At 60.2% G+C, this 22,105-nt stretch carries 6 protein-coding genes; all 6 read right to left on the bottom strand.

Features of this window, described 5'->3' with window-relative positions:
* Positions 1-19: 19 nt before the first annotated feature.
* Complete coding sequence (locus tag KHU30_RS16960) at positions 20-1,096, bottom strand: ABC transporter permease (protein ID WP_211443799.1); 1,077 nt, start codon at positions 1,094-1,096, stop codon at positions 20-22.
* Entirely contained in the window at positions 1,093-2,040 is a 948-nt protein-coding gene (locus KHU30_RS16955) for an ABC transporter ATP-binding protein (RefSeq protein ID WP_211443798.1), read from the bottom strand. Before KHU30_RS16955 ends, KHU30_RS16960 begins: the two co-directional genes overlap by 4 nt.
* Positions 2,037-18,197, bottom strand: a complete 16,161-nt coding sequence (locus KHU30_RS16950) for a non-ribosomal peptide synthetase (protein WP_211443797.1) — start codon at positions 18,195-18,197, stop codon at positions 2,037-2,039. Before KHU30_RS16950 ends, KHU30_RS16955 begins: the two co-directional genes overlap by 4 nt.
* A gap of 305 nt (positions 18,198-18,502) precedes the next feature.
* Positions 18,503-20,413 carry an ACP S-malonyltransferase gene (fabD, locus tag KHU30_RS16945; protein ID WP_211443796.1) on the bottom strand — a complete coding sequence of 637 codons (1,911 nt, stop codon included), beginning with the start codon at positions 20,411-20,413 and terminating at the stop codon, positions 18,503-18,505.
* A 139-nt stretch (positions 20,414-20,552) separates the two neighbouring features.
* Positions 20,553-20,825: an acyl carrier protein gene (locus KHU30_RS16940; RefSeq protein WP_211443795.1), complete on the bottom strand. Its 273-nt coding sequence runs from the start codon at positions 20,823-20,825 to the stop codon at positions 20,553-20,555.
* The gene (locus KHU30_RS16935) at positions 20,822-22,093 is read right to left on the bottom strand and encodes an aminotransferase class I/II-fold pyridoxal phosphate-dependent enzyme (protein ID WP_211443794.1); all 1,272 of its coding nucleotides are present in this window, start codon (positions 22,091-22,093) and stop codon (positions 20,822-20,824) included. Before KHU30_RS16935 ends, KHU30_RS16940 begins: the two co-directional genes overlap by 4 nt.
* Positions 22,094-22,105 lie beyond the last annotated feature (12 nt).

Below are 22,105 nucleotides of genomic sequence, written 5' to 3'. Positions count from 1 at the left end.
CATGGCAGTATCCGTCCGGCTACCATCGGAACCGTAACCTGACGATAATGAACGCAAGCAGCGACCATCCGCTCAGGACAGCTATTTGCGGCAATAGCCTGGACATGTCGCCAAATCCCACCGAGTTGAACAAGAGTTCGCGCATCGCAAAGTTCAACTGCGTCAGCGGCATCAGTCCGGCGACCGCCTGCAACCATTCGGGAAAGGCGCTGACAGAGAAGAAGACCCCTCCCAGAATGATGAAGGGCATCTGCACGAAGTTGACAATGCCGTTGAACGCCGTCACCGAGGGACTGACTGTCGCCAGCACCAGGCCCAGACCCAGGAACGACACGCAACCCAGCGTAATGACGAGCAGCATCAACAAATAGTTCACATTGAGAGGAATGCCGAACACCAGCACGCCTAGCATGTATAGCGCGAACACAACACTGTAGGCGATCAACATCCTTGAGATAAACAGCCCGGCAAGGAAAGGCACCGGCGAAGCGTCGATGGTCTTGATATTCTTGAACAAGCCGCGATGCTCTTCTTCGATCAGCACGGCGCCGAAGCCATTGAGGCCGATGATCAGCAATGTCATGCCGATGACGCCCGGCAGCAAGATCATCAGGTACGAGGCGTTGCGGCTGGTCGCTATCTCTTGCTGTTGCGGAGCAGCCGTTACCGGCCCTCGGAAGTAATCGTCGAGGATTCCCTGCAAGGCGACATTTTCAATACGGTTCTCCGGCAAGGTGTTGGCGTACAGTTGGATCCCGGGGTACTTTGGATCGCTGTTGGAGCGAGTGTCGCGAAACTCCAGGTAGTGCTTGATCTGGTTGCTTTCGAGTGCTGCCTTGGGCGATATTTTGGTGTCGGCATACGGCTGCAGATTGATCAGCTTGTGCTTGCCGAGATAGGCGGCCATTGCAGCACTTGAAGGCTCGGCGGCGACGCCGGAGTACCATACGGCGATCTTCGCATCGTCGCGCATTTGCAGCGGATAGCCGACTCCCAGCAGCAGAATCACCGGCAATACGTAACAGAAGAACAATGCGGTTTTATCCGATTTGAGCTGTAGCATGCGCAGTTTGAAGAATACCCAAGTCTTTTTCATACACGCTCTTCCTTGCCAGTGTGCGACAGAAACACGTCTTCCAGATTCGGACGGTTGACATCGAAATTGATGACATCAATGCTTTTGTTTTCGCTTACCGCGAGAATTTCCCGCAGCGTGTCCGCCACCTCCCTGGTCTGCACGCGCAGGCAATCGGTTTTGTCATCCCATTGCAGGTCGATGACGCCGACCAGGTCCTTGACGAATTCCAGCTTGAACTTGCCCTTGGCGAAGCGGAACTGGATGGAATGGTGTGCCTGCATCGATTGCACCAGTTCCGACGGGCTGCCTTGGGCGATCAGCTTGCCGTCGTTCATGATCATGATCTCGTCGCACAAGCGTTCGGCTTCCTCCATGTAATGCGTGGTGAGAATGACGGTCTTGTCGGGATCCTGCTTCAGTTGCTCGATGAACTCCCAGGTATAGAGCCGGCTGTGCGGGTCGAGCGCAGAGGTGGGTTCATCGAGAAAGATGACATCCGGATCGTCCAGCAGCGCGACAGCGATCGATAGCCGCTGCTTCTGTCCGCCGGAGAGCTCCTCCACCTTGAAGTTGAGCTTGTCTTTCAAGCCGAGCCGATCCAGCAACCAGGCGACCGGCCTGCCATTACGCTTGCCGCTGCCTGCCACCCGCAACTCCTGATAAAACTTCAGCAGTTGCGCCACGGTCAGGAAGCGGAAGTAGTTGCTCTGTTGCAGCTGTATCCCCATGCGCGGCTGGACCTGGCGTATCTGCGTGGCGACATCCATCCCCAGCACGGAAATGGAGCCAGAGGTAATCGAAGTGAGGCCCTCGATCATCGCCAGCAAAGAAGTTTTTCCGGCGCCGTTGGGCCCCAGGATGCCGAAACAGCCTCCTTTCCTTACGCGAAAGCTCATGCCTTTGACGGCCTCGAAATCGCCATAGCGCTTGCGGACGTCATTTATTTCCAGCGAGTAGGTCATAGGTTTCCAATCTCTGCGGTGTTGTCGATTGACTGGCAATCGGCCGCGAAAACTTGTCGGAAACTATCAATTTCCGCATCGTCTCCCCTGAAAACGCAATGAATTGACAGCTTGCCATCTGCTACATAGGCTTCCAACAACAGCCCGTAGTAATCCTTAAGCTCCTTGCGATGCTGCGCCTTATCCGTAGTAGATCGCTGCTGTGACTGCGGCGATCCTACGGTCTGGAAATTGAACAATATCTCTTGCAGCAAACCAGGCAAGGCGACCGCTCGTTCAGTGCTTGCTGCGTCATCCAGGCTGGCGTAATGAATGCCCTGCTTCTGCAAGTACGCCGCCTTGGCCGACATCTCCGCCAACGGCGTGTCCGGCGCGATGACGAACGGGATCGTGTCCAGGAACAAGCCAATCTGATCGAAGTACGTATGCTCGCCCAGTTCCCGCCCATGATGAATCAGCACCATGCCGACCCGCGCCAGGCCGGTGGCCTGCATGATCCAGCGCTTGAATATCTCAAAGGCCTGCTCGCCTCCTCTGCCTGGCACATTCAGCGCCACCTCGAAGTCGACGATTTGCAATGGCCGGTGGCGTCTTGCTTCAAGTGCGTTGCGGGTTGCCGACATGACCGCCGAGAGTTCGGCATAGCCCAGCACCTGGTCTGCGACATCGCGAGCCGCGATGTCGCACTTGCGCTGAACATCGCCTAAATAATCCCGATACGAGCGCGCAATCGGTTTGGACTTGGGTTTCAACAGTTCGGTCAAGCGGCGCTGAGCGCTACTTTGCGACATGTCGTCCCAGATCAGGTGATCGAGCGCCAGCAGCAGGAAATGCTGGGTGTCCGATGCCGATACCCATGCCGCCGTGTATGCTAGCGGCGTCCGTTTCCTGGCATCGCGCAAGATGCTGCCGAGAGAGGCCAGTTGGCGCTTCAGCTCGTCCTTGCCAGCGGATTTCAAATCGATATGGACTATCGGCGCAACTGTCATTGCCGCCTCAGCCAGCAAGGCCCAATGCCTGCGGTCATAATCGGGCGCTGCGCGAAGCAACTCCTGCTCCTGAGTCAGGCGTCCGAAAGCATCCTGCAGTTCCTCTGCCGTATGCCAGCCTGCGATCTCTATCGTGCTGAAGCTATCGTGTTCGTCCCACTCCAGCATGCCGCGCTGCACCGCACTGAATGGGAACTCTTCCTCCCGCGGCGCGGCCGCAATGGCATCGAGATAGCTGGCGAATTGCGTTTCGTAAGCAATCGGCGCCGGCCTGATCGGACTTAATCCCAGCGCGCTTGCACCTTGGGATTCCAACCTCAGCGCGGAACCTTCGACGTCGTCGCATATCCGGATGAAATCCGGCCGGTCATCGCTTGCCATCAGACTCAGCTTGCTTTTTAGCTCACCTATCCTGGACGGCTCGACCTGCTCGACCAGCAGCACGGCAACCCTCTTCCCATCGACCTCCAGCGCCATGTTCTTGTATGTCCAGCGGCGGCTTTCCAGCCAGTCGCCCAGTCTGAGGCCGCTAAACGAAGACACTGCCCCCAGCTTCGCGAGCGTACGTTGCTGATACACATCGGTGACACTCAACGACAGACCTTGTTCGCGTAAGCGGCCAAGCATGCGCACCAGCAGAATCGAGCTACCGCCGAGATCGAAGAAATTATCGCCACGGCCGACTTGCGGGACGTCGAGCAATTCTTGCCAGGTCGTGGCAATCAGTCGCTCGGCGGCGCCTTCCGGTTGTTCGTATGCCGCTTGCTGAAATGCGCTGGCGGAGAGCGCCGGCAGCGCTTTGCGATCGACTTTGCCATTGCCGTTCAAGGGCAAGCTATCGAGCACCATGATCGCCGCCGGGATCATGTAGTCCGGCAGCGTTATGCGCAGATGCGCTTTCAGGTCATCTACCGCCACGGCGCTTTTCAGCGTGACATACGCTGCCAGTTGCGGATTGCCGGAGCCCAGTTCGTATGCCACCACCACCGCTTCACGTACATCAGGATGATTGACCAAGCTGCTCTCGATCTCGCCCAGCTCAATCCGGAAGCCGCGGATTTTGACCTGGAAGTCTTTGCGCCCGACGTATTCCACCGTGCCATCGGCCAGGCGACGGCCAAGGTCGCCGGTCAGATAAAGGCGTTGTTCAGTCGCATGGCGGGCATACGGATTGAGGTGAAACTTGGCCTGGGTTTCCTCGCTGCGGTTGAGATAGCCTCGACCGACCACTGCGCCGGACACAGCGATTTCGCCAACCACGCCTAGCGGCAGCAGCCGGAGCTGGTCGTCCACCAAGTGCATTTGCGCATTGGGCAGGGCCGCGCCGATCAACACACGCTCAACCGGAGCGTGGATTGGATGGAAGGTGACATCGTCCGAACATTCGGCCGGGCCGTAGTGATTAATCAACGGCAAGTCCGGGTATTGCTCGAACCAGCGCTCGACCAGTTCGCGCGGCAGGGCCTCGCCGACCGAGATCACCCAGCGCAGATGGGGCAGCGGCCGGCTGTACGGCAATGTCGCCTGGATCAACGACGGCACCGGTTCCCAGATCGTCACACCTTGGCGGTCGAGGCATTCCAGCAGCGCTTGCGGATCGCGGGTGATGTCGTTGGCGACGATAAACACCTTCGCCCCCAGCAGCAGGCCCGTGAGGAATTGCCACACCGAGATGTCGAAGCATTGCGGCGCAGTCTGGGCGATCACGTCGTCCGCCGACATAGCCAGCGGCGCGACCTTGGAGCGCATGTTGTTGATCATGCCGCGATGTTCGATCATCACGCCTTTAGGCTTGCCTGTTGAACCCGAGGTGAAAAGCAGATAGGCCAGATCGTCAAGGCTTGGCGGCGGCAGCTCGGTGGTCGTGGTCGCGACAGCAAGCAACTCGGCCATCGAACGCAGACGTTCGGCCGGCCAATGATCCTCAAGCCAGCGGCGCGGCTCGGCCAGGGTGTCGCCGACCACCAGCAGGCAAGGTTGTGCTTCCTGCAGGATATCTAGCCAACGCAGCGTCGGATGGGTCGGATCGATCGGTAAATAAACGGCGCCCGCCTTGAGTACCGCGATAATCATCACCAGCAGATCGGTGCCGCGGTTATCGAGCAGGGCAACGGTCTGTCCCGGCACCACGCCCTGCTCCCGCAAGGTTGTCGCCAACCGCGATGTGCGCTCGTGCAACTCGCCATAGCTCAGTTGCGTGGTCTCGCATTGCACCGCCATGCGCTCAGGCGTGCGCAAGGCCTGGGCAGCAAATAACTCAGGCCAGGTACGGTCGATCAAGTCCGGCCGATAGGTGTCATTGAAACTCAGCAAGCGGCGGGTTTCTTCCGCCCCCAGAAGATCCATTTGCCGCACGCACTGCTGCTCCTGCGTCACCATCGCCCGCAATGCGCGTTCCAGATAACCGCTCCAGCGCTCAACCGTCTCCCGTTCAAACAGCGCGGTTGCGTATTCCAAAACACCGCTGATGCAGCCGTCGGCTTCGGCCAGATCGAGCGTGAGATCGAACTTGGACAAGACACGCGGCGCACTCTCCGGTGCGATCCGCAAGCCATCCAGGTCGATCGCGTCGGCGACATTCTCGCTCAGCCAGTTGAACATAACCTGGAAGATCGGCGCATGCGCCATACTGCGCGGCGGCTGCAGCACCTCCACCACGTGCGCGAACGGCATCTGCTGATGCCGTTGCGCCGCCAGCGTCTGTTGCTTCATCCGTTGCAACAATTCAGCCACCGTCGGCTCGCCCGACAGATCGATCCGCAGCGCCAGCGTGTTGACGAAGAAGCCGATCATCGGCTCCAGCTCCGCCTGCATGCGATTTGCCACAGGGCTGCCGATCACCAGATCCTGCTGGCCCGACAAGCGGCTGAGCACGATAGCCCAGCCCGTCAACAGCGTCACGAACAAAGTGGTGTCGTGACGGCGGCTCAGCTCTTTCAAGGCCGCCGTCAGCTCCGCATCCAAGGTGAATGCCGCCACATCGCCGTCGTATTTCTGCTGTGCCGGACGCGGCCTGTCGGTCGGCAACTCCAGCAATGCCGGCGCGCCGGCCAGATTGCCATGCCAGTAGTCGGTCTGTGCCTGCAGCCAGCTTCCCGATAAGCACTGGCGTTGCCAGACCGCGTAATCGGCGTACTGCACCGACAGCGCGGGCAGCGGATCTTCCGCGCCAATGCGGTAAGCGTTATAAATAATGCTTAGCTCGCGCACCATCAGCGTCAGCGACCAGGCGTCGGTCACGATATGGTGTTGCGTGATCAGCAACACATGCTCCTCCGCCCCCAGCGCCACCAGGCGGCCGCGCAGCAGCGGACCAGCGGCCAGATCGAACGCTGCGCTGCTCTCCTCCTCGATCAGCAGCGATAGACGTTGCGCAGCATCGGCCTCGTTGCTGAGGTCGTGCTCGATCAGGGCGAAACCCTGATCGGCGGCGGCAATGCGCTGGTACGGCTCGCCATCGACCAGCTCGAAACGGGTGCGCAGCACCTCGTGCCGGGCCACGATCCGATCCAGCGCACGCCGCAGCGCCGTGCGATCCAGTCTGCCCTGCAGACGCAGCACGCCGGGTACGTGGTAAGTCTCGCTCACGCCTGGCATCTGCGACAGCAGCCACAGCCGTTGCTGTGCCAGCGACAAGGGCAAGCTGCCGTTGCGGTCGACCGGCACAATGGCCGGCAATGCGTGGCGGCTAGAGTTTTTCACCAGCGCAGCCAGATCGGCGAGCACCGGACTTGCCAGCAAGTCAACCACGCCAAGATCCACGCCAAGCTGCTCACGCAAGCGCGTGATGGCGCGCATCGCCAACAGCGAATGACCGCCCAACTCAAAGAAATTGGCGGTGGCGCTGATCTGTCCCGGTTGCAGTTTCAGCACCGATGCCCAGATCTCGGTCAATACGGTTTCGTTCGCAGTACGCGGCGCAACATAAGCCGCTTCGAGGCCGACGCCGAGGTCGGGCTGCGGCAAGGCCTTGTCGTCAAGCTTGCCGTTGGCGGTGAGCGGTAGCCGGTCCATCGGCACAATGTACTGAGGCACCATGTATTCCGGCAGCGAACGTCGCAGGAAATCACGCAGAGGCGCCAGGAACTGAGCGGCTTCGGTCGGTTCCGCAGTGGCTGTAGTGGCTTCATTGCGCTGCACGACCCAGGCAATCAAGCGCTTGTCGTCCTCGTCTCCGCGCACCAGCACTGCGACATCCTGGATTGCCGGATATTCGCGAATCCGGTTCTCGATTTCGTTCAATTCGATGCGGAAGCCACGCAGCTTGACCTGACGGTCTCGCCGGCCGACGCACTCGATGCGGCCATCGTCCAGCCAGCGGCCAAGGTCGCCGGTACGGTAGACCCGGCTACCCGGCCGCCAGGGGTCGGCGATGAATTGCTGAGCGCTCAGGTCAGGCCGGTTGAGATAGCCCTGCGCTACGCCTTCGCCGCCAATCCATATCTCGCCAAGCAAGCCGGGTGCGCACAACTGGCCCACGCTGTCCACTACATACATCGTCGTGTTGGAGATCGGACGGCCGATTGAAAGCTTGCCGTCGAAATTGTCATCCTCGCCCATCCAGGCCGAGGACAGGATGGTGGTCTCGGTCGGTCCATAACCGTTGACGTAGCGGCAGTGCTTGCTCCAGCGCTGCACCAGCTCAGGGGTCGGCGCCGAACCGGCGGTGAGCAAGCTCATGCCCTGCGGCACCAGGTCGGGGTCCATCTGCAGCAAGTAAGGCGGCGGGAAGGCGGCGAAACGAATCCGTTGCCCGCTGAGGTACTCGGCCAGAGCGCGCGGCTCCTGAATCAGTTCGCCGCTGAGCAGATGCAGCTCGGCGCCGTTGAGCAAAGCGCCGAAGATCTCTCCTGCCGATGCATCGAAGGTGTGCGGCGCAAACTGCGAAAAGCCATCGCCGGCCCGCGACAGGCCGGTTTGACCGAACCAGCAGCAGAAATTGACCAGGTTGCGGTGGCTGACCAATACCCCCTTGGGCTTGCCGGTCGTCCCCGAGGTGTAAATGACGTAAGCGGTCGAGTAAGGGTCTGGCACCCGTGACGCGGAAATCCCGGCATGCCGGTTTTGCGGGCAATCTTCCAGAAACAAGGGCATTACGCCCCAGCCGTCCGCCTGCTCCTGATGAGCGCGTCGAGTCACCAGCCGTTTGATGCCCGCATCCTCCGCCATGAAGCTGCCGCGCTCCGGCGGACAATCCTGCGCCATCGGTACATAGGCGGCGCCGGCCCGCATGATGCCCAGCATGGCGGCGATCAGGTCGGGTTCCTTGCCCAGACTTAGTGCGACCCGCTCGCCCGGCTCGACCCCGCTCTCGGTCAGCCATGACGAGATCACCTGCACCCGTTCGGCCAGTTGTCGATAAGACCAGCGTTCAGTTCCCGAGACGATTGCGGTTTCGCTCCCGCGCGCGTCAGCCTGTATCTGAAACAATTCGTACACGCAGCGATCGAGAGGATAGGCGGCATCGGTGGCGTTCCAGTCCCGTATGGCGCGCTGGCGCGCTGCCTCGCTCAGCACGGACAGCTGTGAAATCGGCTGTGCGCCGCCTTTGGCAAAACTCGTCAGCAACTGGCTCAGGCGCTGCAATAACAGCAGCGTCGAGGCGTCGTCGAACTGTTTCGACTGATAGGCCAGTTTGAGCGTCAAGCATTTGCCGGGATACACGATCAGGCTCAAGCCGAGATCACTGCGCTCGACGCCCTGGACGTCAACCACGCGCAGGCCATCGGCCGCCTCGGCGGCCAGAAACGCGCGGTCGAGCGGGAAATTTTCGACCACCACCAGCGCGTTGAACAGCGCCTGGCCGAGGCGTGCGCCGCTGCAGCGCTGGATATCCGCCAGCGGCAGAAAGCCGTGATCCTCGTGATCGAGCTGTATCCGCTGGATATCTTGCAGCCAGGAAGAAAGGCTCTGATCCGCGACGATCTTTAAACGGATGGGCAAGGAATTGATGAACAGCCCGACCATGGTCTCGATGCTTTCCAAGGCAGCCGGACGACCGCTGGTGGTGTAGCCGAACAGCACTTCCGGCTCGGCGCTGTATTTGCTTTGCAACAGTCCCCACGCGGCCAGAATCAGCGTGCCGAGGCTGACGCCCTCAGCCTGCGCCAGCCGCCGCAACTGCGCCGTGGCTGCCGTCGAAAGCTCGATCGAATGTGCTTTCTGTTCCCCGCTGCCAGACTGCTCGGCGGCGGCACTGTCCTCGGGCTCCGCCACTAACGGCAGGCTGGCACTGGCGGCAAGCGGCAAACCGTCGAAGTAAGCACGCCAGTAGCGCACTGCAGCATCCTTATCTTGCGAACGCAGCCAGGCGATGTAGTTTTTGTACTCGGGCGCCGGCAGCGATTGAGCTTGCGTTTGCGGTGCGGCATAGATCTGAAACAATTGCTTGACCAGCAGCCCCATCGACCAGCCGTCGATCAGGGCATGGTGGTGGGTCCAGATCAGGCAATGCTGGCGCTCGCCGGTGCGCGCCAGCAGCAAGCGCATCAGCGGCGCGGCGCCAAGATCGAAAGGCTTGCTGCGCTCCTCAGAAAGCAACTGTTCCAGCCCTTGCTGCACTTTGTTCGCAGCATCCGCTGTACCGAGGTCTGCTTCGCGCCACGGCAGGTCGACCTCGGCCATCACCATCTGTAGCAGTTCATCCTGCCCGACGTCGACAAAGGCGGTGCGCAGCACGGGGGTCCGTTTTACCAATTCCTGCCAGCTTTGGCGCAGGCGCGCCGGATCGACCGCCTCCAATTGCATCCGCAGCTGGGTGAGATAAAGTCCGTCTTTCGAGGCACGGTCGGCGAGCAACAACAAGCCCTGCTGCATTCCCGTGCAGGGATACAGATCCTGGAGCGTGGGGTATTTCGCTTGCAAGGCGCTCAGATCGGTCGGCCCGATCCCGGCCAATGGAAACTGCGATGACTCGGCCCCGAAGCCAGGACCGGCCTCACCGCCACCACCTCCTCCTCCGTCGCAAGTAAGCATGTCCTGCAACACCCTGACCAGGCGCGCGGCCACAGCCTCCATCGTCTCGCGCCTGAACTGCTGGCGGCTGTAATCGATATGCAAGGCCAGCACACCCGCGCCGATCATGCCATTGATATTCAGCGCATGAGTTCTGGTTCTGCGCGGGCTGACGAAACCGCCGCCTTGCAGCTCCGGGTCGACCTGTCCCAGATAATTGAACAATACTTCGGATGTACGGCCGCCCAGCGCTTGGCTGGCGGCAGCAAGATCCTCGTCATGCGCCAGGCTGGTCAGTACGCCGTAACCGATGCCGTTGCGCGGCACCGCTTCCAAATGTTGCCTGGTGCGGCGGATGTGCTCGACCAGATCGCCTCTAACGCCGGCCACATGGACGGGATACAGTGCAGTGAACCAGCCAACGGTCTGGCTGAGATCGACACCCTCGAATGCCGCTTCTCCTGCCATGTCGTCGCGGCCGTGGCTTTCAAGATCGATACGGATGTCATCGGCATCGAGCCAGCCGCCCAAGGTCCGGCTCAACGCGGCAATCAGCAACTGGTGAGTCCGGACCTCGAAGAAAGTGCTGGCCCGGCTCAGCAGCAAAGCGGTCTCCTCGCGGCTCAAACTCACTACTACCTGTTCTGTGGTTTCCTGAATCGGAAAATCAAGATCGCGGGAGTCTTCCGGCGTCGCTTCACGGTCAACCTCGTGGTCGAACCTCAGGCCTGCCGCCGGTGCTTCCAGTTGCTGCAGCCAATAGCTTCTCTCTCTCTCAAGCGGCGCACTGTAGGCATAGTCATGCAGACGCGCCGCCCACTCCTGGTAACTACTCGATTTGGGAGCCAGCCTGAGCGGTTCGCCGCGGCTGCATTGCGCCAGCGCCATGTTCAAATCATCCTGCAACACTTGCCACGAAACCACATCGACGATGAGGTGATGCATGACCCAGATCAATTGCGACTGATCGCCGTCGCGCAGCCAGACCCAGCGACAGAGCTTGCCTTGCTTGATATCGAGCCCGGCCTGCGCCAGTTCCATTTCAGCCCGGATGCGGGCCTGCCGGTCGGCAGAGTTTTTCAGGGTATCCCGGGCATCGACTTCGACGATCATCTCATCGAGCACGCTCGCCAGGTCGGATAGCAACTCAGGACGATACAGCGCAATCCAGCCAGCTGGCGTCTGCCGGAATTTCAGGCGCAGCACATCGTGCCGTGCAACGATCGCGGCCAGCACCGTCTTCAGCAAAGCCAGATTTGCCTGGGGAGGCAAGTTCACTGCGGCGTATTGGCAGTAATGATTCACATCGACGCCATCGTCCTGCAGGAATCTGATCTGGATGGGCAACAGGCGCTGCTCGCCCTTGCATGCCTGGAGCTCATGCGCCGACTCAGCAATGGCAGCAGCAGTGGCCGTGGATTCTTCTTTCTCCACCAGTCTGGCGACCAGATTACGAATAGTCTTTTCCTCGATGATCAGCCGCGGCGTGAGGGTAATGCCCTGCTTTGCTGCGCGCGACACCACCTGGATTGCGAGGATGGAATCGCCGCCGATGGAAAAGAAATTGTCGGTCACGCCAAAGGATTCGGTACGCAGCACGTCGCCCCAGATCGCCCGCAGATTTCGCTCGCGATCATTGCCTGGCTCAACATAGGCCGCGTGTACATAAGCGGACGGCCCCGGTTCGGGCAAGCTGGCGCGATCGACCTTGCCGTTAGCGTTGCAAGGCACCGCTTCCAGCAGCACGAATGCCGCCGGCACCATATATTCCGGCAGTTCGGCTTGCAGTTTTTCCCTGAACGACTGGATTAACTGTGCATTGGCGTGTTCATCCTCCAGCGCCGGTTCTTTGGCGACGATATAGGCGACCAATTGCTTATGCTCGCCATCCGCTCTGGCGATCACTAGCGCCTGCTTGACGTTCTCGTGCGCGGACAAGGCGTGCTCGATTTCGCCGAGTTCTATGCGGAAGCCGCGAATCTTGACTTGATGGTCGAGACGACCCAGGTACTCTACTTCGCCGTCGGCTCGCCAACGCGCCAGATCGCCCGTGCGGTACAGCCGCTCTCCCAGCTCAAAGGGACTGTCGACGAAGCGTTCGGCCGTCAGCTCAGGGCGGCCAAGATAACCGCGACCGACCGCCACGCCACCGATATACAGCTCACCGCCGACGCCGGCCGGAACCGGCTCCATGCGCTCGTCAAGCACATATAAGCGCGTGTTCCAGTGCGGCCGGCCGATCGGCACGGTCGCGCCATCGGCGGACGTGACCTCATGGCAGCTAACTTCGACCGCAGCTTCGGTAGGGCCGTACAGGTTGTACATCCGCGCCTTCGACAAGGCTAGAAAACGCGCTGCCAGTGCTCCAGGCAGCGCCTCGCCGCTGACGAACATGCGACGCAGGCTGCTGCACGAATGCAGCTCGCCGTCGTCGACAAAAATCTGCAGCATCGAAGGCACAAAACTCAGCGCGGTGATGCCGTGCTCACGGACGGCCTGGCTCAGATAGGCCGGGTCGCGATGACCGCCCGGCCTGGCCATGACCAACGTCGCACCCGTCAATAACGGCCAGAAGAACTCCCGCGCCGAGACATCGAACGAGAATGGCGTTTTCTGCAACACACGGTCGGTCGCATCCAGGCCATGGCCGGCCTGCAGGCATTGGATGTAATTGACCAACGCGCCATGCTGGTTCATCGCGGCCTTCGGCTTGCCGGTGGAGCCGGAAGTGAAGATCACGTAGATCAGATGCGCGGGCGTGACGCCGGTCACAGGCGCTGTGGCCTCATACTGCGCCATCTGCGCCCAATCCGCGTCCAGACGCAACAGCCGCACCTCTGCGCCCACTTGCGATAGGGGGCCAGCCAACTGTTGTGCCTGGGTCAGCACCAGATTCACGCCGATATCGGCCACCATACCGGCCAGCCGCTGCGGCGGCAGTTCGGGGTCCAGCGGTACATAGGCGCCGCCAGCCTTTAAAATCCCCAACAGTCCGACCACCATCTCCGTGGATCGCTCGACGCACAGCCCCACCACCACATCGGGGCCGACGCCCAGGCTGCGCAGATGCTGCGCCAGGCGGTTGCTGCGCTGGTCGAGTTCGCGGTAGCTCAAGCGTTCTTCCTCGCAGACCAGAGCTTCGGCATGCGGTGTTCTTGCGGCTTGCTCCGCAAACAATTCGTGCATGCAACGGTTGTCGCTGTAGGCATGATCCGTCTGGTTCCATACAGACACCGATTGTTGCTTCAATGCCGGCGGCAGCAGCCGCAACTCGCTCCAGGCGGCATCCGTATGGGCGATCAACTGACGCATGCAATGGGCATAGATATCCAGCCACATAGCGACGGATGCCTCATCGTACAGATCGGCGTCATAGCCTATTCTCACGCCATAGTGGGGCACGGTTGACGCCGCTCCGGATCCTTCGGCGCCGGAATCCTGTTCGATCAGGCCGAAAATGAAGCGGTAATTGGTCGACTCGTAACCCGACTCCAGGACAGGATGCAACTGCGCATTGTGCTCGCCGTAACGCTGGCTCACGATATTGAACAAGTTGCTGAACAGCTCGTCGTCGAGCCGCGATTTGACGGTTTCATGGATATGCGACAAAGGGAAAGCCGCGCAGGTGCGCATTGCTTCCAGTTGCGCGTTGACACTGGCCAGCAGAGCGGCCGGCGTGCTTGATGCTTCGATGTTCAGCACCAGGGGCAAGGTGTTGACGCAACATCCGGTGATGGTTTCGAAGCCGGGAATCTCTTCCATTCGTCCATTCTGGATGACGCCACAGCGCACTTGCGCCTGGCCGCCCAGATAACGCAGCAGGCAGGCGTAACCGGTCAGCCACAAACTGTTGGCCGTGACGCCGAGCGCAGCGGCCCTGGCGCGCACATCCACCTCCAGCTCGCGCTCGATGCTGCTGAGATAAATCCGTGTGTTCGACGCTCCCGGCTGCTCAGAATTATGACCGTTAGTGTAGCCATTAAGCGGCGCCACGCAAGGCAGCTGGCTGGCGCTACGCTCCCACGGCAACTCGGTCCAGTATTTTCGCCATTCATCGCTGGCCAGCAGGCGGCGCTGCTGCGCCACGATGTCAGACATGTTGGCAAGCGGCGCGTTCGGCCTGGATTCGTCTTCCCCGAGGAAGTGGCGATAGGTACTCAGAAGATCGCTCAACAGCAGTTTGATCGACCAGCCGTCATGGATGATGTGATGGATGGACAGCACGGCCAGGAAGCTGTCGCCGGCTTCGTCCACGACCTGCAGATCGAACAACGGCGCCTGGCTGAGTTGCACCGGCTTGCTGCGCGCGTGTCCGATCAGTTGCTCCGCGAATGCTGCGCCCTGGCCGGGCTGTACCTGGTGTATGCGTGTCGCCGCCGCGATCGTCGTCAGCACGACCTGATGGATTTCGCCGCCGTGCCATTCCTTGATGACGGTGCGCAGGCAATCATGCCGGTCAATCCAGTCGGCTACCGCCTGCTGCCAGGCCGGCTGGTCCAGCGCGCGCGGCATGCGATAGCACATGTGCACCTGATAAGTGTCCTTGTGCCGGTGCATGGTGTGTTGCATGTCCGTCAATGGATAAATCGCCTTTACCGCTACCGGCAACGCATCGGCTTGCGCCTGTGTCAGCGATACGAACGGAAAATCGGAGGGCGTCCAGCGACGGTTGGCGTCAACTACGCAATGATCGATCACCTCCCGCAGGCACTGGATCAAGCTCTGTCCCAGGTTTTCGGCCATGCCATCGGCCCATGCCGCTGGATCGAAAGACAAACTGACCTGCAATTCGCCGTCGAGGATCTGGCTTTCCACCGACAGCGCGTAGGGGCTGGCGCCGCTCTCTCCCATTTCGCCGGCGGTCATCGGCACCGTGCGCCAGCTCTCGTGGCTGCGCTGCACCACGCCGGAGAAGTTGTTGAACAGCACTTGCGGCGAGCGGTAACGGTCGAATTGCTCACGCACGGCAGGATCGCGGCTCAGGTAGCGCAGCGCGTAGAAATCCCGCCCGCGTTGCGGAATCGCCGCACGGCGCTCCTTCAGTTCGATCAGCCACGCGCCCAGGTCCGGTTGCGCCGGCACTGTCAGACACAGGGGATGCACGCTGCTGAACCAGCCCACCGTGCGATCGAGACCCTGCGAACCGGCAAATGCCTCGTCCCGGCCATGCCATTCGAGGTCTAAGCAGATACGTTCCAGCTTGCAGCTACGCGCCAGCGCCAAATAAGTCGCGGCAAGCAGCAACTCTTCTGCGCTCTGGCGGTAACAGGCTGCTGCTGATCCGAGCAGGCGCGCGGTATCCTCCCGCGACAGGCTGTACTGCCCGATCGCAATCGAGCGCCCCACTGCCTCACTCCCCACAAGCGGAAGCGCCTGCGCGCTTTCGACGGCGCGCAGCACAGGAAGCCAGTCGTCCAGCAGTGCGTTCGGCCGTTCGGCGATATGCGCATGGAATTTTTCCGACCAGTCCAGGTAGCTGATGCTCTTGCCTGGCAATACCTCTTCGAGGCTGCTCTCGTCGCTGACGTAAAGATGACGCAGATCGTCCAGCAGGATGCCATGGCTGATGGTATCCACAATCAAGTGATGCAGCACCCACACCACGCGCGAGCGGCTCGGTGTTTTCAGCAGAACGATGCGAAACAGAGGCACCTGCTCGATACGCAGTTGCGCGGCAAGCATGTCGCGCCATTGTTCGCTGGCCTGCTCCAGTTCTGCTTCGGCAACGTCGATGGAGGCAATCGGCGGCAGCTCCAGCGCCGCACCGGCGACTTCCTGCCGCCAGGCCAAAGGCTCCTGCACAGCCATTTCAGCATGGACGGAATGGACAAAATGGGCCCGCAATTGATCGTGGTAGGTAACCAGACGCGAAAAAGCCCGGTGCAAGCGCTCGGCGTCGAGGCTTTCTTCGGTCTCGAAGGACAAGGCTTGGCAGAACGCACCCGGCCGCGCCATTTGCAATTGAAAGAACCAGCCCTGAATCGGGCTGAGCGGCGCAATCCCCTGGCGGCTGGCATAGTCGCGCTGCATCAGGCGCTCGGAGTGGCGCAGCAGTTCGGTGAAATCGGCCAGGCATGGATGCGACAGCAGTTGCGACGAAGTGATCTGGTAGCCCAGCCGTTTCAGCGCGGACATCACCGCCAGCGAGGTCAGCGAATCGCCGCCCAAATGAATGAAGTTATCCTCGCGCGAAATATTCGGCTGCTGTAGAACGTTGCGCCAGATATCGGCGACCTGCGCTTCCAATTCGTCGGCGTAGTCCACTGGCTGCAACGGCGCATCGTTCTGCTGTAGCCGCGCTTGCAGCGCGCGATAATCGGTCTTGCCGTTCACCGTCAGCGGCAGTTCGGCCAACCAAAGTATCCGGTTAGGCATGGCCCAGGCCGGCAGAACCTCGGCTAAACCGGCCCGGATCGCCTCTTCCGGCTGTGGCTGGCCGACGCAGAACACCACCAGCTGCTTGACCGCCTGAACCTCGACGACGATGGCAGCAGCATGCTCGATCCCCGGCAAGGTCAACAGCGCTGTCTCCACTTCGCCCGGCTCCAGGCGATGCCCGCGCAGCTTGATTTGATTGTCGACGCGGCCGGCGAAGAATAAGCGGTTCTGATCGTCGAAGCAGGACAGATCGCCGCTGCGGTACCAGCGCGTCAGATCTGTCGTAATGAATTTATCGCGCGTCATTTCTTCGCGCTTGAGATAGCCGTGCGTCACACCCGCGCCGCCGATCAGCAGTTCGCCGATGGCCCCGCGCGGCAATGGCTGGTTGAAACGATTGACTACACGGACCTCGGTATTGATGATCGGAAAGCCGATAGTCAAGCGCTCTTGCTGCTCAACCTGACGGCTGGCCTGCCAAAGTGTCGACAGGATCGTGGTCTCCGTCGGACCGTATGCATTGACGTACTGCAGATGCGGTTGCCAGCGCCGCACCAGTTCGTGATCGGGCGCCGATCCCGCAGTCAGCAGGGTCTTCAGTTGCGGCAGCTTCTCGGGCCAAAGATATTTTGCGTATTGCGGAGGAAAAGCCGCAAACGTCACCCGTTGCTCGCTCATGTATGCCTGCAGCCGGTCGGGGCTGTCGATCAATTCGGCCGGCAGGATCACCAGCGTGGCGCCGTTCAGCAGGGCCGAATGGATTTCACCGACTGAGGCATCGAATGTGGCGGGGGCAAACTGCGACACGATTTCGTGCGCGCTCATCAGTTCTTTCAGATGAGTGACGAAATTGAGCAGGTTGCCATGGCTGACCTTGACACCCTTCGGACGGCCGGTCGAGCCCGACGTAAAGATCACGTAGGCCAGATCGTCCGTGCTCAGCACATCCAGTAGTTGTGGACGATGCGAGGCAGGATCGATGACAAGGTCGGAGGAAGACGCTGCGGCAGAGGATGCAACATCCAGGCATAGCACGGCCGGCAAGGCTTCGCGCATCAACGGCATCCAGGATGCGTCGGTCAAGGCGACGCGCATCTCGGCGTCGTCGGCCATCGCCTGCAGGCGGGTCGCCGGCTGGGCGGCGTCCATGGGGACAAACACCGCCCCGACTTTCAGCACCGCCAGTTGCGCCGCAATCATGCGATGGCTGCGGTCGAATGCAACGCCGATGTAGTCGCCGCGGACCACGCCTGCCGTGTGCAAGGCCTGTGCCCAGCGTTCGGACAAGGCGTCCAGCTCAGCGTAGCTCAGGGCGCCATCGGCGTCGATGACGGCGATCTTATGCGGTTCGGCGGAAACCTGGGCGGCAAACCGTCCGGGCAGATTGCCTGCAATTGACTTCGCCGGCCCGGTCATATCGTTTTGCGACGGCGCATAGGCATCCAGACCGTCGAAACGGTGCTCATCCGACAAGCGCGATGCCGGGCTTTCCAGCATCCTGGCGACCAGGTGGGCCCACATTGCCATCACGGAACGCTGATAGGATTCGCTGAAGCGGCTGGCATCGCAATCGACGAACCATGCCTCGCAATCGTGCACGATCGTGAACTCTGTCTCGCTCGCCTCTTCCGAGACACCATGCAGGCAGATCGCGTGACAGCGCAACTGATCGGTCATGCCGGGATGATTCGGATCATGCAAATCGAACCAATCGCTCTCGTTGTCCACCCATTGCTGTCTGACATCGGCCAGCAGTTCGCCCAGGGAGGTGCGCTCGCTGATCGCTGTGACCAGTGGCCAACATTTCTCGGCCTGAGCGCCCAAAAGACAGGTCATTACGGGTTCGTCGTTGTATCTCAGCCAATGCAGAACGCCATGCCATGCGGCCACGCAGAGGGGCAGATCGGCATTGCACGGGAAAGGGAACGGCATGCACTCCAGCATCCGGCGCTGGCCTTCATATTTTGCACTGGCCATACCGTCGTTCAGCGAGCTTGACAACTCCATCCCATAACCACTATGACGCATGCTCAAACCGGCCGTCGATTCTTGTCCTGATAACATTTTTTCTCCATGATCTTCAATAACGATTCATCCGTGCTGCCCGCCTTTCACCGGTTTCAGCTCCGGCGACCTATCCGCTAAGCGGAAAGCCTGGTCAGCAATTTGGACACTGTTTCCATGTTTTTTCCGAATTGATTGATCGATACAGCGTGATCGACGCGATTGCCAAAGCCGTACTTGATGAAACCGGATAAGGTTCCGGTCGGCCCAAGATCGACGAAGCGGACGCCTTCCTGTCCGCTCAACGAGCCCATCAGCTTGTGGAAATCGACACGCTGCCGCAGCACATCCCAGAAGTACTGATCGTCAAATGCATCGATCACATTGATCGCGCGGCCATGCATGGCTGAGTAGATCGGCAGGCGCGGCGCCTGTCGTGGGAGCTTTTGCAAGAAGCGGCGGAACTCTGTCTCTATCGGCTCCACCGCCGCTGAATGAAAGCCGTGATCGACCGACAGAAGCAGCGATACAATATCCTGCGCGTCCAGCCGTTCCTTGATCGCGAGCAGTGTCCGCTGGTCCCCGCTGACCACGAAGTTGTCGTTGAAGTTGACGCTCGCCAGCGTGCCGCCCCGGTACACATCGGGATGGCGTTCAAAATGCTCCACCGGCGTCAATACCGACAGCATGCCGCCGCCAGAGGTTTGTTCGCTGAGCAAGCGCGCCTGGCAAATAACCATGGCCATCGCATCCTCCAGCGAGACCACTTCCGCAACCGTCGCCGCGACGTACTCGCCGAGGCTGTAACCCAACACCCCGTCCGGCTCGATACCCGCTTGCCGCAGCACCTGGGTGAGGCTGTAGCCCAGGCTGAATAGTGCCGGATGCGCCAACAGCACATCCGTCATCTCCTGGTGCCGCTTGGTGTCGTCGTACAACTCCGCCACCATGCTGCGACCAGTGTGCGCACGATGCAGCGCATCGCAAGCGTCCATCGCTTCGCGAAACGGCGCGCTGTGCTGGTACAGCTCCTTGCCCATCAAGTAATACTGGGAACCCTGTCCCGAGTACATGAACACGGTACGCCGCGAAGGCGGTGCCGGCCCATCGGCAGGTTTGTGGTCGGCAACTGCCTGGCTGTTGCGCGCCGCTGCTGCGGCAGATTCGTCTGCGCTATCGCTCAGCGGCGTGGGCAGCGGCATCGGCTTCTGCCTGATTTTGAAAAAGAGCTTGCTGAGCACATCGCCCGGCCCGACCTCTTCCAGCGCCACCTCACCACGCGACAGCAGCCGCGAGATCGACTCGTACCACTTCACCGGATGGGTGATCTGCCGCACCATCAAATCCTGATAGCCAGTCATCGGATAGGACTGCGCCGTGCAATTGGCAATGACTTCCGCGTTCAGCGGCTGCAAGGGCGTGCGCGCAAGGTAAGCGGCGAACTGCTGCTCGACGTCGCGCATGAATCTGGAATGGAAAGCGGCGCTGACATTCAGGCGCACATAACGGCCGCCGGCCCCTGCAAACAGTGCTTCGCAGCGCGCAATCTCATCTTCCTCGCCCGAGATCACTATCTGCTCTGAGGAATTGATATTCGCGATGTCGATCTGGCCGAAAGGCAAAGACGCCAGCAGTTCGCGCACTTTGTCCTGATCCAGGCCGATGACGGCCGCCATGGCGCCGCGCGTCGCCTGCGACATTAAGCGCCCACGCTCCGCCACCAAGGCAACGCCGGTCTTGAAATCGAAGCCGCCGGCGGCGAAGATGGCGTTGAATTCACCCAGGCTGTGTCCCGCGTAGATAGCGGGCGGCGCATCGCCTTGCTCGCGCCTGGCCAGAAAAGACAGTGCCGACGTGACAAACAACGCCGGCTGGGTGTACTCGGTCTGGTTGAGCACATTCTTCGGATCGTCCAGACACAACTCGCGAATCGAATACCCCAATACCTCATCCGCCTCGCGGACGAGCTGGGGAAAGCGCGCGAATAGCTCCGCGCCCATGCCCTTATACTGAGATCCCTGCCCTGGAAATACCCACGCTGATGTCATGCCGTCACTCTCATGTTTTGATTCTTCGATGGCGTCTGCCGGATTGGATTGCTGTACTGGATTACCGTAGCGGATTGCCGTAGTGGCTAGCTACAGCCGCAGGCAGGCGGCGGTTAGAGAACCGCCTGCCTGCATCGCATCACAAGGCTGCCGCTACCGGGACCAGTTTGCTTTCCAGAAGATTGATGACCTCATCCAGGGTGTACAGATCGCGCTTTTCCGCATCCTGCACACGGATATTCAAGCGCTGTTCGAGCTCGTACCAGATTTCAAGCATTTCCTTCGAATCGACGCCAAGATCGCCGCCCAGATAGAAGTCCGGCTCCACCGAGTCGCGTGTGAATCCGGTTTTTTTGATGTTGTTGATGACATCCAGCAGCGTTTCCAACACTTCTTCTTTCTTGCTCATCATGCATTCTCCAAAGTGGTGTTATTTTGCAAAGCGCCAAATTCACATGCCGTTTCCACAATGAGCGATACGGCTGTGTCGATTTCCTCGCGCGTGTGGGTCGCCATCACCGACAGTCGCAAGCGCTCCAGTCCGGGCGGCACCATCGGGTATTCCATGATGTTGGCGAACAGTCCGCGCCGGTACAGGGCGCGATTGATCTTGCGCACCACGCCATCCTCATCGAAGAACACCGGAATGATTCCTGACTTGCCGCGAATGATGCGAAGTCCCGCCGCTTCCAGTTGATCCTGCATATAGCGCACGTTCTTATGCAGCATCTCGATGCGTTCCGGTTCGTTTTCCATGATGTCCAATGAGGCGGAAATTGCTGCGATGGTCGGCTGCGCCATCGCCGAAGTGAATAAATAGGGATAGGAGAAATTCCTCAACAAGAAGATCAGCTCCTTGCTGCCGGAGACGAAAGCACCCTGCGCGCCGATTGCCTTGCTGCAGGTGGACATGCGCAGATCGACCTGACCCAGAAGATCCAGGTATTCCAGGGTGCCACGACCGTACTTGCCGACCGTACCCAGTCCGTGAGCGTCATCCAGGATGGTGATGACGTCATGGGCCTTGCAAATCTCGATATAGCGCTTCAGTTCGATGATCGAACCGTCGATCGAGCGAACCCCTTCAACCGTCGAGAAAATCTGCACGTCCGCCTTCGAACGCTGTTTGATCCGCTTCAGGAGCGTCTCAAATTCATCGAGTTTCTCGGGATCGAATGTATAAAACGGCACACTCGTCATTTTGATCGCATTGATGACGCTGGCATGGCTGTTCTTGTCGTAGACGATGACGTCGTTACGGTTCATCAAACCGTTGACCCAGCACAGGTTTGCCATATAGCCGCCTGGGAGCAGCACGGCGTCCTCGTGGTCCGCCAGCCTGGCCAGTCTCTTTTCGAGATCCTTGTGTTGTTTGGTGTAGCCGGAGAAGGCAGGCGAACCGCCCGAGCCGATGCCGTATTGTTCGACGGCCTCCTTCACCTTGCGCTTCACATAAGGATCGTTCGACAAGCCGAGATAGCTATTGGAGCCGAAGATAAGTACGTCGTGAAAGACTTCGCTGTGCAAGTCCTTGTATTTCATCCGGCGATCGACCGGACCGAAGCCCTCCCGACCGGACATCAAGCCCTGCTCCACTTCATTTAAGTAAACCGAATACTGCTGGGCCAGCCGCTGTTTGAATGGCTGCCGTTCGAGTTCGATTAGCGCTCTGGAATCCATCGTGTCTCCCCT

The organism is Collimonas humicola, from assembly GCF_018304945.1.
GTDB lineage: Bacteria > Pseudomonadota > Gammaproteobacteria > Burkholderiales > Burkholderiaceae_D > Collimonas > Collimonas humicola.
Note: the sequence above shows the minus strand (reverse complement) of the source record. Positions and strands in the feature narration are given on the sequence as shown.

What these genes read in the sequence shown, in the direction of transcription:
- KHU30_RS16960 (WP_211443799.1), bottom strand. Translation starts at nt 1,096, where the DNA reads ATGAAAAAGACTTGGGTATTCTTCAAACTGCGCATGCTACAGCTCAAA.
- KHU30_RS16955 (WP_211443798.1), bottom strand. Translation starts at nt 2,040, where the DNA reads ATGACCTACTCGCTGGAAATAAATGACGTCCGCAAGCGCTATGGCGAT.
- KHU30_RS16950 (WP_211443797.1), bottom strand. Translation starts at nt 18,197, where the DNA reads ATGACCTGTCTTTTGGGCGCTCAGGCCGAGAAATGTTGGCCACTGGTC.
- fabD (WP_211443796.1), bottom strand. Translation starts at nt 20,413, where the DNA reads ATGACATCAGCGTGGGTATTTCCAGGGCAGGGATCTCAGTATAAGGGC.
- KHU30_RS16940 (WP_211443795.1), bottom strand. Translation starts at nt 20,825, where the DNA reads ATGATGAGCAAGAAAGAAGAAGTGTTGGAAACGCTGCTGGATGTCATC.
- KHU30_RS16935 (WP_211443794.1), bottom strand. Translation starts at nt 22,093, where the DNA reads ATGGATTCCAGAGCGCTAATCGAACTCGAACGGCAGCCATTCAAACAG.